The 15,428-nt window shown below is 71.3% G+C and carries 12 protein-coding genes; all 12 read right to left on the bottom strand.

Going from position 1 to position 15,428, the window contains the following annotated elements; translation table 11 throughout:
* Positions 1–35 precede the first annotated feature (35 nt).
* From ftsA to HLH34_RS11430, 12 genes are read right to left on the bottom strand one after another with little or no spacing between them, the layout of a single operon-like run.
* A complete protein-coding gene (gene ftsA, locus HLH34_RS11485) occupies positions 36–1,436 on the bottom strand; it encodes a cell division protein FtsA (protein WP_183119716.1) in 1,401 nt (466 codons plus the stop codon).
* Positions 1,433–2,365 (bottom strand): cell division protein FtsQ/DivIB, encoded by a 933-nt coding sequence (locus HLH34_RS11480; RefSeq protein ID WP_183119715.1) that lies wholly within the window; start codon positions 2,363–2,365, stop codon positions 1,433–1,435. Before HLH34_RS11480 ends, ftsA begins: the two co-directional genes overlap by 4 nt.
* Complete coding sequence (locus tag HLH34_RS11475; protein WP_183119714.1) at positions 2,362–3,318, bottom strand: D-alanine--D-alanine ligase; 957 nt, start codon at positions 3,316–3,318, stop codon at positions 2,362–2,364. The genes HLH34_RS11480 and HLH34_RS11475 overlap by 4 nt, the downstream gene beginning before the upstream one ends.
* Positions 3,315–4,253, bottom strand: a complete 939-nt coding sequence (gene murB, locus HLH34_RS11470) for a UDP-N-acetylmuramate dehydrogenase (protein ID WP_183119713.1) — start codon at positions 4,251–4,253, stop codon at positions 3,315–3,317. Before murB ends, HLH34_RS11475 begins: the two co-directional genes overlap by 4 nt.
* Positions 4,250–5,695 (bottom strand): UDP-N-acetylmuramate--L-alanine ligase, encoded by a 1,446-nt coding sequence (gene murC, locus HLH34_RS11465; RefSeq protein WP_183119712.1) that lies wholly within the window; start codon positions 5,693–5,695, stop codon positions 4,250–4,252. The genes murB and murC overlap by 4 nt, the downstream gene beginning before the upstream one ends.
* A complete protein-coding gene (gene murG / locus HLH34_RS11460; RefSeq protein WP_183119711.1) occupies positions 5,692–6,861 on the bottom strand; it encodes an undecaprenyldiphospho-muramoylpentapeptide beta-N-acetylglucosaminyltransferase in 1,170 nt (389 codons plus the stop codon). Before murG ends, murC begins: the two co-directional genes overlap by 4 nt.
* Positions 6,858–8,033 (bottom strand): FtsW/RodA/SpoVE family cell cycle protein, encoded by a 1,176-nt coding sequence (locus tag HLH34_RS11455; RefSeq protein WP_183119774.1) that lies wholly within the window; start codon positions 8,031–8,033, stop codon positions 6,858–6,860. Before HLH34_RS11455 ends, murG begins: the two co-directional genes overlap by 4 nt.
* Positions 8,033–9,415 carry a UDP-N-acetylmuramoyl-L-alanine--D-glutamate ligase gene (murD, locus tag HLH34_RS11450; RefSeq protein ID WP_183119710.1) on the bottom strand — a complete coding sequence of 461 codons (1,383 nt, stop codon included), beginning with the start codon at positions 9,413–9,415 and terminating at the stop codon, positions 8,033–8,035. The genes HLH34_RS11455 and murD overlap by 1 nt, the downstream gene beginning before the upstream one ends.
* Positions 9,412–10,503 carry a phospho-N-acetylmuramoyl-pentapeptide-transferase gene (gene mraY, locus HLH34_RS11445; protein WP_183119709.1) on the bottom strand — a complete coding sequence of 364 codons (1,092 nt, stop codon included), beginning with the start codon at positions 10,501–10,503 and terminating at the stop codon, positions 9,412–9,414. Before mraY ends, murD begins: the two co-directional genes overlap by 4 nt.
* Positions 10,503–11,891: a UDP-N-acetylmuramoyl-tripeptide--D-alanyl-D-alanine ligase gene (locus HLH34_RS11440; RefSeq protein ID WP_183119708.1), complete on the bottom strand. Its 1,389-nt coding sequence runs from the start codon at positions 11,889–11,891 to the stop codon at positions 10,503–10,505. Before HLH34_RS11440 ends, mraY begins: the two co-directional genes overlap by 1 nt.
* Positions 11,888–13,369, bottom strand: coding sequence for a UDP-N-acetylmuramoyl-L-alanyl-D-glutamate--2,6-diaminopimelate ligase (locus tag HLH34_RS11435; RefSeq protein WP_183119707.1), 1,482 nt, complete (start codon positions 13,367–13,369; stop codon positions 11,888–11,890). The genes HLH34_RS11440 and HLH34_RS11435 overlap by 4 nt, the downstream gene beginning before the upstream one ends.
* Positions 13,366–15,396, bottom strand: a complete 2,031-nt coding sequence (locus HLH34_RS11430; protein ID WP_244959887.1) for a peptidoglycan D,D-transpeptidase FtsI family protein — start codon at positions 15,394–15,396, stop codon at positions 13,366–13,368. The genes HLH34_RS11435 and HLH34_RS11430 overlap by 4 nt, the downstream gene beginning before the upstream one ends.
* Positions 15,397–15,428: the final 32 nt, after the last annotated feature.

Genomic DNA, 15,428 nt, shown 5'->3' with positions numbered 1-15,428 from the left:
GCGCGTTTTTAAGGGCAACAGTCTGAAGGATTTTACTATACCCTGTCGCGTATGAATTCGACGATGCGGCGCAGCATTCCTGGCGCGCGCGGTTCGGAAAAATCGATGTCGCCCAGCGCGCCGCCGCCGCCCGCCGCCCAGGCCAGCAGGCCGGCCGACGTGGCGAAGGACGGCCAGGCCGCCGGGTCTTCGGGCAGGCCGCGAATTCCGGTCGGCCGGCCCAGGCGGACCTGGCGGTTGAGGATGCGCGCGGCCATGTTGCCCACGCCATCCAGCAGCGATGCGCCGCCCGTCAGCACCACGCGCCCGTCGGTGGCTCGGCCCACGCCGGCGGATTCCAGCCTGTCGCGCACCATTTCAAGCGTTTCCTCGATTCGCGGTCGAATGATCGAAACGACTTTGGACCGGGAAATATTGACGAATTGATGGTCGTCGTCGCCGATCAGCTGCACCGGCAGAAGGTCCAGATCGTCGTCGGCGGACAGTTCGGCCGAGCCGTACATGGTCTTGAGCCATTCCGCGCTGTCGATGGAGGTGGACAGCACATGCGCGATGTCGCGGGTGACGTGCTGCCCGCCCACCGGCAGGCAGGCGGTGTGCAGCAGCTGCCCTTCGCCGAAGATGGCGATCGAGGTCGTGCCGCCGCCCATGTCCACCACCGTCACGCCCAGGTCGCGCTCGGTGGCGTCCAGCACCGACAGGCCCGAGGCGAGGGGGGCGGATACCAGTTCCTCGATCTTCAGTTCGGCCCGCGACAGCACCGTCTCCAGATTGCGCAGCGCGGTGGTCGAGGCGTCGATGACATGCAGCCGTGAGGTCAGCTGGTCGCACAGATGGCCGCGTGGATCGGCGACGCCGGCCGTTTCGTCCACCGAGAAATCGAGCGGCAGCGTATGGATGGTCGAGCGGCCCTCGCTCATCGCGCGCATCCGCCCTTCGGTGACCACGCGGCGGACGTCGGCTTCCGTGATCTCGCGCCCGCCGACCGGCCAGCGGACGTTGAACAGGCGGCTTTCGGGGTGGCCGCTGGACAGGTTGACGTAGATCTTGTCCAGCCGCCGTTCGGCCGCGTCCTCGGCCTGGCCGACGGCGGCGCGGATGGCGCCCTCGGCCGCGCGCAGATCGACGATGCCGCCCGACTTCACGCCGTGCGACCGGCGCCAGCCATGGCCCAGCACCCGCAGCGTGCCGTCGGGCTCGCCCCGGCCGATCAGGCAGATGACCTTGGTCGACCCGATATCCAGCACGCCGAACGTGCCCGGCCGCCAGATGCGCGGCGGCGTCGGTTCGTCCGGCGGCGGCAGGGCGATGACCCGGCCGCCCGCAGGGCCGGCCACCAGGGCGGTCTGCTGGTCCTTGCGGCGCGCGCGGCGGCGGCGGGCGGGCCGCGTCGGCGTCTGCTCCGAGGTCGGGGGGGCGACGATCAGATCGTTCATGTGCGCCTCCGTGGGGCGGGATCGGCGCCGGCGGGCGGCGGGTTCGGGGCGGTGGGGGGCGCCGCGCCGTCGGCCGTCTTGCCGGCGGCCGGCTTTCCGTCGGGGCCGGGGGCGGCGTCGGCGGGGGGCTGCTGCACCACCAGGCGGTCCGGCAGGCGCATGTCGATGCTGATGACCGGGCGGTCCAGCAGCTTCATGCCGGCCTGCAAATCGGCAAGGCGGCGCAGGGCCGGAATTTCCTCGCCCTCGGGCAGCAGGACCGTCGTGCCGTCGCGCAGCAGCAGGTTCCAGCGGCGCTGGCCGACGCGGATCGCGGCGGTGACATGGCTCTGGACCACCGGTTGGGCGGTCAGCGCGTCGAACAGGGCGGCCGCCGCGACGTTGGCGTCCGGCCCGACCACCAGCGGCAGCTGAAGGAACGCCTGCGCGTCCTTGCCGGTCATGCCCTGGTCGCGCACCTGGGCGCCGGCACGGTCGATCAGCATGAAGCGGCCCTGATTCTGCCAGACGGCAAAGGGGCGGCGTTCGGTCAGGCGCACCACGATGGTGCCGGGCAGATGCCGCTCGACCACCGACCGGTCGACGAAGGGCAGCGCGTCGATTCGCCGGCGGGCGGCCTCGACGGAAAAGCCCAGCACGGGATCGCCGACCCGCACGCCCAGCGCGTCCTGCAAGGCGGCCTCGGTCGTCAGGTTGCGGCCGCTGATGGTGATCGCGGTGATGCGCAGCGGCAGCAGGCTGACCAGCTTCGCGCGGATCGGGGCGAAGCGCTCTTCGGAGCGCATGTCGCGCAGCACGGCGGCGGCGCCGACTGCACCGGCGGCCAGCACGAGGACAAGCAGGACCGGCCGCACCATCCGGCGTTGCCGCCGGACGAAGATCGACAGCCGTGACGGCCGGTCATTGCGATTGTCCCCGTGGCGCGTCATGTGCGGCAGGTTGCGTGCTCGACCATCCAGCGGCACAGCGTGCCGTAGGAAATGCCGCAGGCATTGGCCTGTTCGGGCAGCAGCGAGGTGGCGGTCATGCCGGGCTGGGTGTTGACCTCCAGGATCACCAGCCGCCCCGGCCCGTCGCCGCAGGCGGTGTCGTCATAGCGGAAATCGGTGCGCGACGCGCCGGCACAGCCAAGTGCCTGGTGCGCGACGACGGCGATGCGCAGGGCCTGGGCGAACGCATCGGGATGGATCTGCGCGGGCAGGACGTGGCGCGAGCCACCTTCCTGGTATTTCGCGGCATAGTCGTAGAATTCGTGCGCGGCGCCGGGGTTGGGCGTGATGTCGGTGACCGTCAGCGCCCGGTCGCCCATCACGCCCACCGTCAGTTCGCGGCCGGGGATGAATTCCTCGACCAGCGCCTTCGGGCCATAGGTCCAGGCGTCGGCGATGGCGGCGCGGCGGTTGGAGCCCGGGCGCACGATGTCCACCCCCACCGACGACCCCTCGTTCAGCGGCTTGATGACGTAGGGCGTGGGCAGGGGGTCGGCGGCCGGAAAATCGGCGATGTCGATGACGCCGCCCGCCGCGACGGGCAGGCCGGCGGCGGTGAACACCGCGCGGGCGGCGGCCTTGTCCATCGCCACCGCGGACGCGCGGACGCCGGAATGGGTGTAGGGGATGTTCATCCAGTCCAGCACGCCCTGGATGGACCCGTCCTCGCCGAAGCGGCCGTGCAGGGCGTTGAACACGACGTCGGGTCGGTGGGCGGTCAGGTCGGCGACGATGGCGCCCAGGTCGGTGCCGGCGTCCAGCACGCGGACGTCGTAGCCTTCCTCGCGCAGGGCGGCGCTGATGCCCCGGCCGCTGGACAGGCTGACCTCGCGTTCGGCGGACAGGCCGCCGGTCAGGACGGTGATGCTCCGGGCCGGGTGCGGGGCGGTCATGGCGCGTCTCCTGTCGTCGGGGCGGCGGGGCGGCCGATCCGCTTGATTTCCCAGTCCAGCGTCACGCCGGTCCGTTCGCGGACGCGCCGGCGGACGGTCTCGCCCAGCGTTTCCAGGTCGGCGGCGGTCGCCGAACCGGTGTTGAGCATGAAATTGCAGTGCTTCTCGCTGATCTGCGCGCCGCCCAGGGTCAGGCCCCGGCAGCCCGCCGCGTCGATCAGTTCCCACGCCTTGCGGTCCGAGATCGCGGCGTCGGGATTGCGGAAGGTCGACCCGCCGGTCCGGGCCCGCGTGGGCTGGGCGGCCTCGCGCGAGTCGCGGATCTGGGCGATGGCCTGCCGGATGGCGGCCGGCGCGGCAGGGGTGCCGTGCAGGCGGGCGCGGGTGACGACCGACCCGGCCGGCAGGGCCGAACGGCGATAGCCGAAGCCCAGCGCGGGCCCGGACAGCCGTACGCCGTTGCCGTCGCGCGTCACGATGTCGGCCCAATCCAGTACGGTCGCGATGTCCGACCCGTAGGCCCCGGCATTCATCGCCACGGCCCCGCCGATCGAGCCGGGGATGCCGGCCAGGAATTCCAGGCCTTTCAGCCCGGCGTCCGCCGCGTGTTCGGCAACGGTCATGTCCAGGCAGGCGCCGCCGACCACCAGCCCGTTGTCCTCGACCACGATGTCCGAGAACCCGCGGCCCAGGCGGATGACGACCCCGTCGATGCCGCCGTCGCGCACGATGACGTTGGAGCACGCGCCGAGCACGGTCACCGGCATGTCGGGCGGCAAATGGCCCAGGCAGGTGGCCAGATCCCGCGCGTCGGCCGGTTGCAGCAGCGCCTCGGCGGCCCCGCCGACGCGGAACCAGGTGCGCGGACCCAACGGCGCGTCGTCGGCCAGGCGGCCGCGCAGGTCCGGCAGCAGGGCGCGCAATCCCGCCATCATGCCGCGAAATCCCCCTTTCGCCCTGGGCTGGCCGGCGCCTGGAGGGCCGCGAGTTCCTTCGGCAGGGCCTGCGCCCAGTTGGTGATGTTTCCCGCACCCAGGCAGACGACGAAATCGCCGGGGCGGGCGACGGCGTGGATCATTTCCGCCAGATGTTCCGGGCCCGGCAGCGGCACGACCGAGCGATGGCCGCGTTCGCGCAGGCCCTCGACCAGCGCGTCGCGGTCTATGCCCGCGATCGGGGCCTCGCCCGCCGCGTAGACGTCGGCCACCACCACCGTGCCGGCGTCGTTCATGCAGGTGCAGAACTCGCCGAACAGGGTTTGCAGGCGGGAATAGCGATGGGGCTGGACCACCGCGATGACGTTGCGCGCGCCCGCCTGCCGCGCGGCCTTCAGCACGGCGGCGATTTCCACCGGATGGTGGCCGTAATCGTCGATGATGGTGATGCCCCCGGTTTCGCCCGTGCGGGTGAACCGCCGCTTGACGCCCCGGAACCCGGCGAAGGCCGAGCGGATGGTGGCGTCGTCGATTTCCATCTCCACCCCCACGGCGATCGCGGCCAGGGCGTTCTGCACGTTGTGATGGCCCAGCATCGGCAGGCGGAACGGCCCGGCGCGGCGGGTGCGGTTGCGGGTGCGGTTGGTCACCACGACCTCGAACGTCGCGCCCAGCTTGTCGGTGATGATCTTTTCCGCGCGGATGTCGGCCTGGGGCGAGAAGCCGTAGGTGACGATCCGGTGGTCCGACAGGCGGGGGATCATCTGCTGCACCGCCGGATGGTCGATGCACAGGACCGCGAAGCCGTAGAACGGGATGTTGGACACGAACTGGTCGTACGCGGCCTGCATTGCCTCGGCCGTGCCCCAATGGTCCAGATGCTCGGGGTCCATGTTGGTGACCACGGTGATGACCGAGGGCAGGCGCAGGAAGGATCCGTCGCTTTCGTCGGCCTCGACCACCATCCAGTCGCCCGAGCCCATGCGGGTGTTGGTGCCGTACGCCTCGATGATGCCGCCGTTGATGACGGTGGGGTCCAGGTGGGCGGCTTCCAGCACGGCGGCGACCAGGCTGGTCGTCGTCGTCTTGCCGTGGGTGCCGCCGACGGCCACCGACCAGCGCAGGCGCATCAGCTCGGCCAGCATTTCGGCCCGGCGGACGACGGGGATCAGGCGCGCGCGCGCCGCCACCACTTCGGGGTTGTCGCGGCGGACGGCGGTCGATGTCACCACGACCTGGGCCGCGCCCAGATTGGCGGCGTCATGGCCGATGGTCACCGCGATGCCGGCCGCGCGTAGGCGCAGCACATTGGCATTCTCGGCGATGTCCGAGCCCTGGACGGCATAGCCCAGCATGTGCAGCACCTCGGCGATGCCGGACATGCCGATGCCGCCGATCCCGACGAAATGGATGGTGCCGATGGAAAGGGGCAGGGCTCTCATGCGTGGGTCTCCGTCTTCGCGCCTGTCGGATAGGCGGGGCGGGGCTGCGGATGCAAGCATCCTTCGATCAGGTCGGCGAACAGGCGCGCGGCATCGGGGCGGGCAAGGGTGCGGGCGGCGCGGGCGGCGGCGGCCAGGCCGTCCGGTTCGTCCAGCAGGGCGCCGATCCGCGCCGCCAGGGCCGGGGGGGTGAAATCGGGCTGGCGGATCATCCAGGCGGCGCCGGCCTCGACCAGGGCGGCGGCGTTGGCGCCCTGTTCGTCGCTGGCCGCGATCGGCAGCGGCACCAGGATGGCGGGGCGCCCCGCATCGGCCAGTTCCGCGACCGACGAACCGCCCGCGCGCCCGATCACCAGATGCGCGGCCCCCAGCAGCCCGGCCACGTCCGAAAAGAACGGCGAGACCGTGGCCGGGATGCCCAGGTCCGCATAGGCGGCGCGGACCCGATCGACATCCTCGGCGCGGGCCTGCTGGGTGACGTGCAGGCGCGCGCGATGGGGGGCCGGCAGCAGCGCGAGGGCGGCGGGCACGACGTCGCTGAACACCCGCGCGCCCAGCGACCCGCCCCAGACCAGCAGCCGCACGGCCTCGCCCGGCGGGACATAGGGCTGGTCGTGCAGGGCCGCGATCGCATCGCGCACCGGCATGCCGGTCAGCGCCGGCGCGGCCCCGGCCGGCAGCCGGGCGACCCGCGCGAACGAGGTCGCGATGCCGTCGGCGAAGCGCGCCAGCATCGCGTTGGCCTGCCCCAGCACCGCGTTGCCTTCGTGGATGAAGATCAGCGGCCGTGTCCGGCCCAGCAGGCGCGCGCCCAGCAGCGGCGGGACCGACGGGTAGCCGCCGAACCCGACCACCGCCGCGGCATCCAGCCGACGCAGGATCGCCCGCGCCTGCACCGCGCCGCGCGCCAGCGCCACGGCGGCGCGCAGGCCGCGCGACAGGCCGCGCCCGGCGATGCCGGCCCCCGGCAGGACGAATTGCGGGCCACCGGCGAACACGCCCTCGGTCCGTTGGCCGGCGCGGCGGTCGGTCATCAGCGCGATGGCGTGGCCGCGCGACGCCAGTTCCCGTGCCAGGGCCTCGGCGGGGATGAAATGGCCGCCGGTTCCCCCGGCGGCGATGACGATCGGGCGGCGGCCCGTGGCGATATCCGGATGCGCGCTCATGCCGTGGCCCTTCGCAGCCCCGGGGCAGGGATCGGGGCCACGCGGCCGCGCGGAATCCGGCTTTCGCCCACGCGGTGGCGCGTCAGGGCCAGCACCATGCCGATGGTCAGCGCCACCGACATCGCCGACGACCCGCCATAGGAAATGAACGGCAGGGTCATGCCCTTGGTCGGGATCAGATGCAGGGTGGAGCCCATGTTGACGAAGGCCTGCAGGCCGAAGCCCGTGATGAGCCCGGTCGAGGCCACCACGACGAACGGATCGTCCTCGCGCAGCAGTTTCAGCAGGGTCCGCACGACGATCAGGCAGAACACGCCGATGATGAACAGGCAGATCAGCATGCCGAATTCCTCGCCCGCGACGGCGAAGACGAAATCGGCGTGCGCGTCGGGCAGCAGGTCCTTCACCCGGCCTTCGCCGGGGCCGCGTCCCATCAGGCCGCCGTTGCCGAAGGCGCGCAGTGCGGTGTCGATCTGGTAATGATCGCCGACATTGGGGTGCAGGAAGCGTTCCACGCGCGAGCGCACATGCGGAAACACCATGTAGGCGCCCAGGAACGCCGCGATCATGCAGCCGACGCCGGCGCCGACGAAAAACAGGTTCAGCCCGTCGATGAACAGCTGCGCCAGGAAGACGGTGGTGATGACGCTGAGCATGCCGATGTCGGGCTGCGATTTCAGCAGCAGCAGGATGGCGGCGAACAGGCCCAGCGCGATGGGCATGCCGGGGAACAGGCGACGCGTGCGGCGTTCGGTCAGCAGCCACGCGGTGACGACGGCGAAGCAGGGCTTGAGGAATTCCGACGGCTGGACCGACATCATCGGCAGGGCGATCCAGCGCCGGGCACCCTTGATCTCCACCCCATGGACCAGCGTCAGCGCGGTGGCGGCGACGGCCAGGACGAACCCCACGGCCGCCAGCCGCCTGACCCCCCGGGGCGAGAGCAGCGACGTACCCGTCACGATCAGCCCCGCCAGAGTCAGGAAGACCACCTGCTTCAGGATGAACATGTCGCGCGACGCGCCGATGCGGGTGGCGACCGCGGGGCTTGCCGCCAGCATCAGCACGTAGCCGAAGCCGATCAGCACGCCGACGCAGCACAGCGTCACCCGGTCGACATTGCGCCACCAGCGCGCGAGATAGGACGTGTCGACGCGCGACATGCCGGCCATCATTCGGTCTCCCCTGTCGGATGCAGCTTGCGGACCAAGTCCGCGAAATGCTGGCCGCGATGCTCGAAACTTCTGAACTGGTCGAAGCTGGCGCAGGCGGGCGACAGCAGAACCGCCGGCACATGGCCCGCGCGCGCGGCGGCGAAGGCGCCGGGCACCGCGCGGTCCAGCGTCTCGGCGATGGTGTGCGGCACGCCATGCGCGGCCAGCGTCCGGGCCAGTCCGGCGGCGTCCCGGCCGATCAGGAAGGCATGCGCGATGCGGGGGAAGAACGGCGCCAGATCCTCGATCCCGCCGGCCTTGGCGGTGCCGCCGGCGATCCAGACCAGCCGGTCGTAGCATCCCAGCGCCCGCGACGCCGCGTCGGCGTTCGTCGCCTTGCTGTCGTCGACGAAGCGGATACCGTCGATGGTGTCGATCAGCTTCTGCCGGTGCGCCAGGCCGGGGAAACTGCGCAGGGCGGCGGCGATGTCCGCGCGCGGCGCGCCCAGCGACAGCGCCATGACCACGGCGGCCGCCGCGTTTTCCGCATTATGGGCGCCGGGCAGGGAAGGGGCGTCGGCCAGGGTCGCGATCGGGCCGGCACCGTCGCGCAGCAGGCCGCCCGCGCCGGTCAGGTCGGCGGCCACGGTGCCGGACACGGTCATCGTCGGAATGCCCTGCGCCGCCAGTTCGTCGCGCAGCGCCGTATCCGAAACGTCGTCAGTGCCGATCACCGCCAGGTCGTCCGCTGTCTGCCGGTCGAAGATGTGCAGCTTGGCACGCCGGTAGCCGTCCATGTCGCCGTGGCGGTCCAGATGGTCCGGCGTCAGGTTCAGCAGGCACGCGGCGTCGAAGCGCAGGCTGTGCAGCCGTTCGAGCATGTAGGACGACATTTCCAGCACATACACGCCGTCGTCGGGCAGCAGCGGCAGCGACAAGGCGGCCGGGCCCAGATTGCCGCCGGCCGCGACCGGAATGCCGCAGGCCAGCAGAATATGGGCCAGCAGCGCAGTGGTGGTGGATTTGCCGTTCGTGCCGGTGATGCCGGCGAAGCGCGCGCGCGATCCTGCCCGGCGCACGGCCTGGAACAGCAGTTCCGCGTCCGACAGGATGGGGATAGCGGCCTGGCGCGCCATCAGGGCGACGGGATGGGGCTGGGGCAGCACATGCGCGATGCCGGGCGACAGCACCAGCGCGTCGAACCCTGCCAGCGTATCGAACGGCGCCACCCCGACGCCGGCGACATCGTCCACCGCCGCGCGGGCGGCGGGGCCGTCGTCCCAGGCCTGGACCCGGGCCCCCATCGCGACCAGCGCGCGGACGGCGGGCGCGCCGTTGCGGCCCAGGCCCAGGACCGCGAAGCGGCGTCCGGCGAACAGGTCGGGGGGGAAGGCGGTCATCGCAGCTTCAGCGTGGCAAGGCCACACAGCCCCAGGACGATGGAGACGATCCAGAACCGGATCACGATCTTCGGTTCCTGCCAGCCCTTCTTTTCGAAATGATGGTGCAGCGGCGCCATCAGGAACACCCGCCGTCCGGTGCGGCGGAACCAGAAGACCTGGATGATGACCGACAGGGTTTCGACCACGAACAGGCCGCCGACGATGCACAGCACCAGCTCGTGCTTCACCGCGACCGCGACCGCGCCCAGCGCGCCGCCCAGCGACAGCGACCCCGTGTCGCCCATGAACACGGCGGCCGGCGGCGCGTTGAACCACAGGAAGCCCAGGCCGGCCCCCACCAGGGCCGAGCAGAAGACGCACAGCTCCCCCGTCCCCGGCACGGCGTGCAGTTGCAGGTAATCGGCGAAGACATGGTTGCCGACCAGATAGGCGATCAGCGCGAACACCAGGGCTGCGATCACCACCGGCACGATGGCCAGCCCGTCCAGCCCGTCGGTGAAATTGACCGCGTTGCCGAAGCCCGTGATCGTGATCATGGCGAACAGCGGGAAGGCGAAGCCCAGCGGCAGCAGCCAGTCCTTCAGGAAGGGGAAGGCCAGATGGTTGGCCAGGTCGGCGGGCATCAGGCTTTGCAGCCAGAAACCGCCGACCAGCGACGCCGCGAATTCGCAGCCCAGGCGCATCCGCTTGGATACGCCCGCCGTGTTGCGGCGCGACAGCTTCAGGTAATCGTCGGCGAACCCCACGGCGCCGAAGCACAGCGTGACCAGCAGCACCGCCCAGACATAGCCGCTGGTCAGGTCGGCCCACAGCAGGGTTGAGCCGAACAGGGCGGCCAGGATCAGTACGCCGCCCATGGTGGGGGTGCCTGCCTTTTCCAGGATATGCCGTTCCGGCCCCAGGGCGCGGATCGGCTGGCCTTCGCGCTGGATCCGGCGCAGTTGCGCGATCAGCGGGTTGCCCAGCACCAGCGAGATCAGCAGCGCCGTCAGGCACGCCGACCCGGCGCGAAAGGTGATGTAGCGGAACAGGTTCAGGATGGAGACGTGGGCCGCGGCGTGATGCTGGATCAGGTTGTACAGCATCAGGCCGCGCCTCGCGCCGAAAGGACGGCGACGACGTCGCGCATGCGGCTGCCGAGGCTGCCCTTGACCAGGACGACATCGTCCTGGCCGAGCGCGTCACGGACCAGAGGCGCGAGCGTCGCCGCATCGGGCGCCCATGCGCCCCGGCGGGAGGGAGGGGTCAGGTCAAACAGATATTTCATATTGGGGCCGGCGCAGAAAACGAGGTCCGCATTGTCAAGGAGGGCGGGAAGGAGGGATTCATGTTCGGCGCGGGCGAAGGCGCCGAGTTCGCGAATATCGCCCAGCACCGCCACCCGCCGCGCGGCGGGCAGCAGGCCCAGTACCGCGAGCGACGCGCGGATGGACAGGGTGGAGGCATTGTAGCTTTCGTCCAGCAGGGCGGCCCGGCCGTCCAGGATGGACGCCAGCGCGCCGCGCCCCGATCCGGGCCGGAAATCGGCCAGCGTTGTGGCGGCACGGGCGACATCCGCGCCCAGCGCCGCGACGGCCGCCAGGGCCGTCGTGGCGTTGCGCGCCAGATGCCGCCCCGGCGCGTTCAGCCGGACCGGCATCGGCCGGCCGCCCATGGTGTTGCTGAGGGTAACAGTGAAGTCGCTGCCGTCGGCGGCCAGCCGCAGGTCGGACAGGCGGGCATCGCTGCCCGGTTGCGCGCCGCTGGTCCACAGGCGCGCGCCTGCCTGCGCCGCCCGTTCGGCGAAGACGGGCAGGCCGGTCGCGTCGTCGGGGACGATGGCCGTGCCGCCGGGCGGCAACGCCGCGATCAGGTCGGATTTTTCCAGTGCGATGGCGTCCAGGCTGCCCATATGGCCCAGATGCGCCCCGGCGATGGTGGTGACGATCGCGACCTCGGGCCGGATCAGGGCGGCCAGCGGTGCGATTTCGCCCGGATGGTTCATTCCGGCCTCGGCCACGCAGAACATCGCGTCGGCCGGCAGCCGCGCCAGGGTCAGCGGGACGCCCCAATGGTTGTTGTAGGACGCGACCGCACCATGGGTCGGGCCGATGGCCGCCAGCGCCAGGCGCAGCATGTCCTTGGTCGTGGTCTTGCCCACGCTGCCGGTGACGGCGATCATGCGCCCGCCGAAGCGCGCGCGGGCAAAGCGGCCCAGGTCGTGCAGGGCCGTCATCGTGTCGGCCACGCGCAGCAGGCGCGGATCGTCGATGCCGGTGGCATCATGCACCAGCACGGCGGCGGCGCCCTTGTCCAGCGCCGTGCGGACATGGGCGTGGCCGTCGCTGGCCTCGCCGACCAGGGCGATGAACAGGTCGCCCGGCGCCAGGGTGCGGGTATCGATCGACACGCCGGTCGCGGCGATGGCGGTGTCGCCTGCGAACGTGCCGCCTGTCGCCGCTTGCAAGGCGTCACGGGTCCACAACACGGTCATGCCGGCACGCCGGCCAGATGGCGGATGACCGACACGTCGTCGAACGGCAGGGTCGTGGTCCCGATGGTCTGGCCCTGTTCGTGGCCCTTGCCGGCGACGACCAGCACGTCGCCGGCGCGCAGCATCGACAGGCCCTCGGCGATGGCGCGGGCACGGTCGCCGATGTCCAGGGCGCCGGGGGCGCCGGCCAGGACCTCGCCCCGGATGAAGGCCGGATCCTCGGTGCGGGGGTTGTCGTCGGTCACGATGGCGATGTCGGCGCGCCGCGTCGCCTCCTGGCCCATCAGGGGGCGCTTGCCGCGATCGCGGTCCCCGCCGGCGCCGAAGACGGCGATCAGCCGGCCCGTCGCATGCGGCCGCAGCGCGTCCAGCAGCCGCGCCAGCGCGTCGGGTGTATGGGCATAATCGACATAGGCCGCCGCCCCGTTCGGCAGCAGGGCGGCGCGCTCCATCCGGCCGCGCACGCCGGTCAAGGCCGACAGTGCATCGATCGCACGCGCCAGCCCTTCGGCCCCCGGCGCGGCCAGGGCGGCGGCCAGCAGGGCGTTGTCGGCCTGGAATCGGCCGGGTAGCGCCAGGACGATGTCGCGCACCGTGCCGCCCACCGCTACCCGCAGGTGCTGGCCTTCCGGCAGCGGGCTGCTGTCCAGCAGGCGGATCGCGTCGCCGGCCTCGCCGACCAGACGCAAGTTCAGCCGGCGGCGGGTCGCGACGTCGCGCAGCGCGTCCAGTGTCGCGCCGTCCATGTCCGCGTTGGCGGCGGCCAGCGCGCCTTCGGGCAGCAGCGTGTCGAACAGGCGCAGCTTGGCGGCGCGATAGGCGTCCAGCGTGCCATGATAATCCAGATGGTCGCGCGTCAGGTTGGTGAAGCCCGCGGCCGCGAGGCGCAGCCCGTCCAGGCGGCACTGCTCCAGTCCGTGCGACGAGGCCTCGATCGCGACGTCGGTGACGCCGCCTTGCGCCATCGCGGCCAGGGCGGTCGCCAGCCCGACGCTGTCCGGGGTGGTCAGCGCCGGGCCGCAATCGGGCAGGGGAACGCCGGCGATCAGGCCCAGCGTGCCGATGCTGGCGGCCTGGCGCGCCTGATGCGTCCAGATCTGGCGCAGGAAATCGACGGTGCTGGTCTTGCCGTTGGTGCCGGTGACGGCGACCACATGCCCGGGCTGGGCCCCGGCGAACGACGCCGCCAGACGCGCCAGGGCCTGGCGTGGGTCGTCCACCCGGATCAGCGGGCGCGCCGGCACGTCCACCGGCCAGACGGTGTCGCGCGGGGCGATAATCGCGGCCGCCCCGGCGGCGACGGCGGCGGGAATGAAGGCGCGGCCGTCGGCCCGGGTGCCGGGAATGGCGACGAACAGCGTGCCCGGCCCGACGCGGCGGCTGTCGGCGGTGACGCCCGAAATCGCCGGATCGGCCGCGTCGGCGGGGGTCGCGATGGAAAAATCCGACTTGGCCAGCAACTGGAACAGGCGGGTCATCCGCGCGACTCCGCGATATCGGCCGGGGCCGCGCGTTCGGGCCGCTCGGCCCGCGCGGTGTGCAGGCGCGCACGCGGCGGGGCATCGGCCACCGTCAGGTCGCCATGCCGGCGGCCTTTCTTCTCGGGTTTCGGCAGGTTGCGCGGATCGCCCGGATCGTTGCCCGGCCCCAGCGGGCGATAACCGCGCGGCACCGCCGGTTCCATGGGAATGGCCAACGCGTCGTCCACGGCCTGCGCGTTGGCCGTATCGGGGAACAGGCCCAGCATCGGGCCGATGCGCGTCACGATCTTCGACACAGTGGGCGCGGCGTTCCATGCCGCTGTCGTCCAGCCATGGGTCTGCGGCGTGGCCTTGGGGCTGTCGAGCATGACATAGACCGCGTAATGCGGTGCGTTCATCGGGAAGATTCCAGTAAAAGCCGCGATGTTGACATGTTTCAGATAGCCGCCGTGCGGGCCGATCTTCTCGGCGGTACCGGTCTTGCCGCCAACGAAATAGCCGGGGGATTCGGCCGTCTTGCCGGTGCCCTTGGTCACGTCCAGGCGCAGCATGCGCCGCAGCAGCGCCGAATTTTCGGGCGAGATCACACGGCGGCCTTCCGGCGCGGGCACGGCATCTGATGCGGCATCCGGTGCGGTGGCCGGCAGGGCGCCGGGCTGGGCGGTCTGCGGGCCCAGGCTGGCCAGCGTGGCCTGCGGGCCGCTCTCCGCAGGCGCCGCGTCGCGTGACAGCAGGGTCGGACGGACCAGGATGCCGCCATTCACCGTCGCGGCGGTGCCGCGCACGATCGCCAGAGGCGGCTCGGCCATGCCATGGCCGAACCCCACCGTCATGACCGTGGCGATGCCCCAGTTGCGCAGGGCGGGCACGATGGGGTGGGCCGATTCCGGAAGTTCGATCGGTACCGGCGCGAAGAACCCCATGGCGCGCAGCCAGTCCTGCTGCCGCTGGGCGCCGACATCCAGCGCGATATGCGCCGCCGCAGGGTTGGACGAATAGGCCATCACCTCGGTCAGGGACAGCCACGGTGAGAAATGGTCCGACTTCATGTCCGAGATGGTGAAGCGGCCGATATGGATGGGGACGCTGGAAAACCGGTCCCAGATATGGGCGACGCCCAGTTGCAGGGCCATCGCGGCGGTCTGGAGCTTGAAGGTCGAACCGGGTTCGTACATGCCGGTGACGGCACGGTTGAAGCGCGCGTCGGGGTCGGCGCGGCCGAAATCGTTGGCGTCGTAGTCCGGCAGGCTGACCATGGCGACGATCTCGCCGGTGTTGACGTCCATGACGATGGCGCTGGCGCCGATGGCCTGGAACGTGTCCTTGGCCGCCGCCAGTTCGTCGCGCACCACGGCCTCGATCCGCACGTCCAGCGACAGGCGCAAGGGCGTGCGGTCGCCATCCAGGCGCTTGTCCAGGAAGCGTTCCACCCCGGCGACGCCGTGATCGTCGATGTCGACCGCGCCCAGGATGTGGCTGGCCACCTTGCCCAGCGGATAATGACGCCGCTCGCCCGGTTCGAAATAGATTCCGGGAATCCCCAGATTATTGATCGCGACTTCCTGCATCGGCGTGATGTCGCGCGCCAGGTAGATGAACTGTTTTTTGGTCGACAGGCGGCGGATCGTCTCGGTCACGTCCAGCGTGGGCAGGACGGTCTTGAGCTTGCGCGCCGCGTCCTCGGGTTCGATCATTTCCTGGGGGTTGGCGTAGACCTGGGCCACCGGCAGCGAAATGGCCAGGACCTGGCCATTGCGGTCGATGATCGAGGCGCGATGGACCTGCGGCAACGCGAAATCGCCGGCCATCATGCCCTTGGGGTCGCTTTTGGGGATGTCGGGGACCTGCGGGGCGATCTGCCGCCGTTCGGGCGCCATCGGCATGAGGACGGTGGCGGCCGCCAGCTTCAGCGCCACGGCGCCGAACAGCACGCAGAAACCGGCGGACACACCCAGCAGGCGCGTCTGCGTTCGTTCGCGCGCGGTGCGGGTGCGCAGATCGTCGCCCGTGACCCGCACGTCCATCCGCGGGGGGCGGGAGGGCCCGTTCCGCCTGG

It is taken from the genome of Gluconacetobacter azotocaptans (genome assembly GCF_014174355.1).
GTDB lineage: Bacteria > Pseudomonadota > Alphaproteobacteria > Acetobacterales > Acetobacteraceae > Gluconacetobacter > Gluconacetobacter azotocaptans.
This window is presented reverse-complemented; position numbering and strand designations above follow the sequence as displayed.

Coding starts and splice junctions, on each gene's coding strand:
- ftsA (WP_183119716.1), bottom strand. CDS start 1,436: ATGAACGATCTGATCGTCGCCCCCCCGACCTCGGAGCAGACGCCGACG.
- HLH34_RS11480 (WP_183119715.1), bottom strand. CDS start 2,365: ATGACGCGCCACGGGGACAATCGCAATGACCGGCCGTCACGGCTGTCG.
- HLH34_RS11475 (WP_183119714.1), bottom strand. CDS start 3,318: ATGACCGCCCCGCACCCGGCCCGGAGCATCACCGTCCTGACCGGCGGC.
- murB (WP_183119713.1), bottom strand. CDS start 4,253: ATGATGGCGGGATTGCGCGCCCTGCTGCCGGACCTGCGCGGCCGCCTG.
- murC (WP_183119712.1), bottom strand. CDS start 5,695: ATGAGAGCCCTGCCCCTTTCCATCGGCACCATCCATTTCGTCGGGATC.
- murG (WP_183119711.1), bottom strand. CDS start 6,861: ATGAGCGCGCATCCGGATATCGCCACGGGCCGCCGCCCGATCGTCATC.
- HLH34_RS11455 (WP_183119774.1), bottom strand. CDS start 8,033: ATGGCCGGCATGTCGCGCGTCGACACGTCCTATCTCGCGCGCTGGTGG.
- murD (WP_183119710.1), bottom strand. CDS start 9,415: ATGACCGCCTTCCCCCCCGACCTGTTCGCCGGACGCCGCTTCGCGGTC.
- mraY (WP_183119709.1), bottom strand. CDS start 10,503: ATGCTGTACAACCTGATCCAGCATCACGCCGCGGCCCACGTCTCCATC.
- HLH34_RS11440 (WP_183119708.1), bottom strand. CDS start 11,891: ATGACCGTGTTGTGGACCCGTGACGCCTTGCAAGCGGCGACAGGCGGC.
- HLH34_RS11435 (WP_183119707.1), bottom strand. CDS start 13,369: ATGACCCGCCTGTTCCAGTTGCTGGCCAAGTCGGATTTTTCCATCGCG.
- HLH34_RS11430 (WP_244959887.1), bottom strand. CDS start 15,396: ATGGACGTGCGGGTCACGGGCGACGATCTGCGCACCCGCACCGCGCGC.